The 4479-nt window shown below is 63.6% G+C and carries 7 protein-coding genes; 6 read left to right on the plus strand and 1 reads right to left on the minus strand.

Annotated elements, in window-relative coordinates:
• The 4 genes from EN964_RS25870 to EN964_RS25885 all read left to right on the plus strand — a co-directional run.
• The coding region (locus tag EN964_RS25870; RefSeq protein ID WP_164775992.1) for a nitrile hydratase subunit alpha at positions 1–265 on the plus strand (265 nt) is incomplete at its 5' end.
• A complete protein-coding gene (nthB, locus tag EN964_RS25875; RefSeq protein WP_127272759.1) occupies positions 262–921 on the plus strand; it encodes a nitrile hydratase subunit beta in 660 nt (219 codons plus the stop codon). The genes EN964_RS25870 and nthB, both read left to right, overlap by 4 nt.
• Positions 908–1267, plus strand: a complete 360-nt coding sequence (locus EN964_RS25880) for a nitrile hydratase accessory protein (protein WP_127272020.1) — start codon at positions 908–910, stop codon at positions 1265–1267. The genes nthB and EN964_RS25880 overlap by 14 nt, the downstream gene beginning before the upstream one ends.
• A gap of 144 nt (positions 1268–1411) precedes the next feature.
• Positions 1412–2539 (plus strand): ATP-dependent RecD-like DNA helicase, encoded by a 1128-nt coding sequence (locus EN964_RS25885; protein ID WP_027034850.1) that lies wholly within the window; start codon positions 1412–1414, stop codon positions 2537–2539.
• On the opposite strand, the gene EN964_RS25890 is transcribed toward EN964_RS25885, so the two are convergent.
• Positions 2532–2954: an STAS/SEC14 domain-containing protein gene (locus tag EN964_RS25890; protein ID WP_127271116.1), complete on the minus strand. Its 423-nt coding sequence runs from the start codon at positions 2952–2954 to the stop codon at positions 2532–2534. The two genes, EN964_RS25885 and EN964_RS25890, sit on opposite strands and share 8 nt — an antisense overlap.
• 135 nt (positions 2955–3089) lie before the next feature.
• Here EN964_RS25890 and EN964_RS25895 point away from each other — a divergent pair, with 135 nt between their 5' ends.
• Complete coding sequence (locus tag EN964_RS25895) at positions 3090–3830, plus strand: pyridoxine 5'-phosphate synthase (RefSeq protein ID WP_127271118.1); 741 nt, start codon at positions 3090–3092, stop codon at positions 3828–3830.
• Between the two features lie 104 nt (positions 3831–3934).
• Positions 3935–4479: KUP/HAK/KT family potassium transporter (locus tag EN964_RS25900; protein ID WP_206528759.1), on the plus strand; the 545-nt coding region annotated here is incomplete at its 3' end.

A 4479-nucleotide genomic window follows, 5' to 3' on the forward strand; every position in this document is an offset into this window, starting at 1 on the left:
GGTCTGGTACAAGGCGCCGCCCTATCGTTCGCGCGCGGTGATCGATCCGCGCGGCGTGCTGGAAGAATTTGGACTCACGCTGCCGGCCGGGACAAAAATACGCGTCTGGGATTCGACCGCGGAGCTGCGCTATCTCGTCGTGCCGATGCGGCCTGAGGGCACCGAGGGCTGGAGCGAGGAGCGGCTGGCGGAGCTGGTCAGCCGTGATGCGATGATCGGGACCGGCCTGGCCCAAAGACCTGAAATAGAGGGGCAGCCGGCATGAACGGGCCGCACGATCTTGGCGGGCAGATGGGGTTCGGCCCCGTCGCGCCCGAAAAGGACGAGCCCTATTTCCATGCCGCCTGGGAAAGGCGGGCGCTCGGCGTTACGCTGACTGCCGGCGCCATGGGCGCGTGGAACATCGACGAGAGCCGGCACGCACGGGAATCGCTGCATCCGGCTGTCTACTATTCATCGAGCTACTACCAGATATGGATCAAGGCGCTGGAGGTGCTGTTGAACCGCCATGGCTTCGTCAGCGAGCGCGATCTCGAAGCGGGCAAGGCAGTCGATCCGGCAGCGACGCCCAAGAGGGTGCTGAAGGCGGAAAACGTGCCCGCAGTGCTGGCCAAGGGTGGTCCTTGCGACCGGTCGGCGGCGCGGCCGGCGCGGTTCAAGGCCGGCGACCCCGTACGGACCAAAAACCTCAACCCGACCGGCCACACGCGGCTGCCGCGCTATGCGCGCGCCAAGCAGGGGGTGATTGAGACGGTGCACGACGGTTTCGTGTTCCCCGACAGCAACGCGCATGGACACGGCGAAAATCCGCAATGGGTCTACACCGTGGTTTTCGAAGGGCCGGAAATCTGGGGCGAGGACGCCGACCCGACGCTGAGCGTCTCGATAGACGCCTGGGAGAGCTATCTTGAGCCGGCGTGATACGGATCTGCCCGAGCTGCCGCCGGGCGTCGATACGCCGGTGTTTGCCGAGCCGTGGCAGGCTGAGGCGTTCGCCATGACGGTGGCGTTGCACGACAAGGGCCTGTTTTCGTGGAGCGAGTGGGCGCAGGCGCTGTCGATCGAAGTGAAGAAGCCAGGCGCCGCGGCTGACGGCCATGACTATTACGAACATTGGCTGGCCGCGCTGGAAAGCCTGCTTGCCACCAAAGGGCTGGCCGCCAAGTCGGATGTCGACGCCATGGCTGAAGCCTGGGAGCGCGCCGCGCATGCCACGCCGCACGGCAAGCCGATCCTGCTGGAAAACGATCCCCAGCCGATTCGATAAGGTGTGGGGTGAGCTTGTATGTTCCCTTTACGTTCTTGTCTGCGCCTGATAGCCTGACCCGTCGGCGGCATTGAAGCGTCCCGGCGCATCGATGATGGTGGCGGCTGTCTTGTCTTTCCCTTGCGAATCCGGTCTCTCGCGCTGATGGAATTCTCTCCCCAACAGGACGACGCGCTGAAGGCGGTCGCCCAATGGCTGAAGACCGGCCAGCCGCAGCTGTTCCGGCTGTTCGGCTATGCCGGCACCGGCAAGACGACGCTGGCGCGGTATTTCGCCGAACATGTCGACGGCCAGGTGCAGTTCGCCGCCTTCACCGGCAAGGCGGCGCAGGTGCTGCGCTCCAAGGGCGCGGTCAATGCGCGCACCATTCATTCGCTGATCTATCGGCCGAAGGGCGAGGAATCGGTATCGGACGAGGTCACCGGCAAGACCTCGATGTCGCCGACCTTCTCGCTTAACCGCCAGAGCCCGATTACGCGGGCGAAACTGGTCGTCATCGACGAATGCTCGATGGTCGACGAGCAGCTCGGCCGCGACCTGATGAGTTTCGGCACGCCGATCCTGGTGCTGGGCGACCCCGGCCAGCTGCCGCCGATCTCGGGTGGCGGCTTCTTCACCGACCACGAGCCGGATTTTTTGCTGACCGAAATCCACCGGCAGGCGCGCGACAACCCGATCCTGCGGCTGGCGCTCGATGTGCGCGAGGGCCGTGAATTCATGCGTGGCGACTATGGCACGGCGCAGGTGATCGGCAAGGAAGACGTTACCCAGGAGCTGGTGCTGAAGGCGGACCAGGTGCTGGTCGGCACCAACCGCACGCGTCGCCGCTACAATCAGCGGCTGCGCGAGCTCAAGGGCTTCAACGCCGATTATCCGCAGGCCGGCGACAAGCTCGTCTGCCTGCGCAACGATCCGGCCAAGGGCCTGCTCAACGGCTCGCTGTGGAAGGTGATGACCTCGTCGCGCGAGACGGTGAAGCCCGGCATCAACCTTCTGGTGTCGCCGGAAGAGGACGATCCGGATCGCGGCGTCGCCAAGATCAAGCTGCTCAAGGCGGCGTTCGAGGATCCCGATGCCGACATCCCGTGGCAGCAGAAGAAGCGCTTCGACGATTTCGACTATGGCTACGCGCTGACCGTGCACAAGGCGCAGGGCTCGCAGTGGAACGAGATCGTGCTGTTCGATGAAAGCTGGGCCTTCAAGGAAACCCGCCAGCGATGGCTCTACACCGCCATCACGCGGGCGGCCGAGCGGCTGACGATCGTCAGGTAGGGGCGCCGGATGCTGTTGCTCCGATAGGCTGCGCGGCAAGCCATTGCCAGGCGGCGGCCTCGTCCTCCGCCTTGAAGTGCCTGATTTCAACGGGCGGGGAGGACGGCAGAAAGCGTTGTGCGTCCGCTATCCAGTCCGGTTCGCCGATGGTTGCGCAACGGCCGACATGTTTCAATGCATGGATCGCGCCCTGCTTCAGGGTCTCGTCCGCGATGTCGGCCCAGTCGACGCCATCGTGGTCGACGAGGCGCACCAGCACATCGATGCGCGGATGCAGGGCATAGGCTGCCTCCAGCAGCCCGAAAAGATTTTCACCGTCGGCCGCGGAAACGTGCCCGACGACATCGATGGCGAAAAGGTCGTCGCGGCTGGTCTCGATACGGCGAATTGCCGGAACCTCATCGAGAAAATTCATCGGCGCTTTCCTTTCCCGGCTCGTTCATCAGGCTTGGAACACCCGAAACCCCCAGTCTGTTCCCACCAAAGGCATTACTGTTCCCGTCAAAGGCATTATAGGTGGGCGCGTTGAATGATTTCCGAGACCGCCCGCATGCCTGCAAAGCTCTCCGTCAACCTCAATGCCATCGCCATGCTGCGCAACCGGCGCGACCTGCCGTGGCCAAGCGTGACCGGCCTCGGCCGCATTGCGCTGGCGGCCGGGGCGCATGGGCTGACGGTGCATCCGCGCCCCGACGAGCGGCACACAAGACACTCCGATCTGCCTGAGATCCGGTCGCTGATCGACGACGAGTTTCCGCGCGCGGAATTCAACATAGAGGGCTATCCGACCGAGGATTTCCTGTTGCTTGTGGAAAAGCATCAGCCTGAACAGGTGACTTTGGTGCCGGACGATCCGGCCCAGGCGACATCGGACCATGGCTGGAACTTCGCCACCCAGGCCGCGTTCCTTACACCGATCGTCAAACGCTTGAAAAAAGGGGGCTTTCGCGTGTCGCTGTTTTCCGACCCTGATCCCGATTGGGTGGCGGCCGCACGTGACACCGGTGCCGATCGCATCGAGCTCTATACTGGTCCATATGGCAGCTATCACACAGATTCCGCCAAAGCGGCCAAAGAGCTGGAAAGATTGGGAAAAACCGCTGACGCGGCGCTTGCCGCCGGGCTGCAGGTCAATGCCGGGCACGATCTCGTGGTTGGCAATCTGCCGGCGCTGGTCAAGCGCATTCCGGCATTGGCCGAAGTGTCGATCGGACATGGGTTGACAGCCGACGCGTTGGAGTATGGCATGGCCGGCACGGTGGGTCGGTTCCTCAAGGCCTGCGGATGGTAGCGATGGGCAGCCTGGCGCGGCAGGCATGGCAGCCATTACGCGACGGCACTTGATATTGCATCGCAGCAAGCGTAGAGCACCGCGCGCTTATCGGAGTGTCGTCCATGGCCCTTACCAACACTGGTAGTGAGGCAGAACCCGTCGAACAATCGAGCCATTCGGAAGTCGAACAGCACAGCACCAAGGTTCTGATGCTGGGCGCGCTCGGTGTCGTCTATGGGGATATCGGCACCAGCCCGATCTACGCCTTTCGCGAGGCGCTGGTGGCGTCCTCGGGCGGCAATGTCGCCCAGCGCGGCGATATTCTCGGCGTGCTGTCGCTGATCATCTGGTCGCTGACGATCATCGTCACCATCAAATACATCATGTTCGTGCTGCGCGCCGACAACCGCGGCGAGGGCGGCGTGCTGTCGCTGATGGCGCTGGCGCGCGGCAGTTTCCCCAAGCGTTCAGCATTGATGCTCGCTATCGGCATCGTCGGGGCATCGCTTTTCTTCGGTGACGCCGTCATCACACCGGCGATTTCGGTGCTGTCGGCGGTCGAGGGCATGAATGTCGTCACGCCGACCTTCCAGCCCTATGTCGTGCCGCTGACATTGGTCATCCTTGCCATGGTGTTCGCGGTGCAGCGCTTTGGCACGGGCGGGGT

It is taken from the genome of Mesorhizobium sp. M7A.F.Ca.CA.001.10.2.1, assembly GCF_003998575.1.
GTDB lineage: Bacteria > Pseudomonadota > Alphaproteobacteria > Rhizobiales > Rhizobiaceae > Mesorhizobium.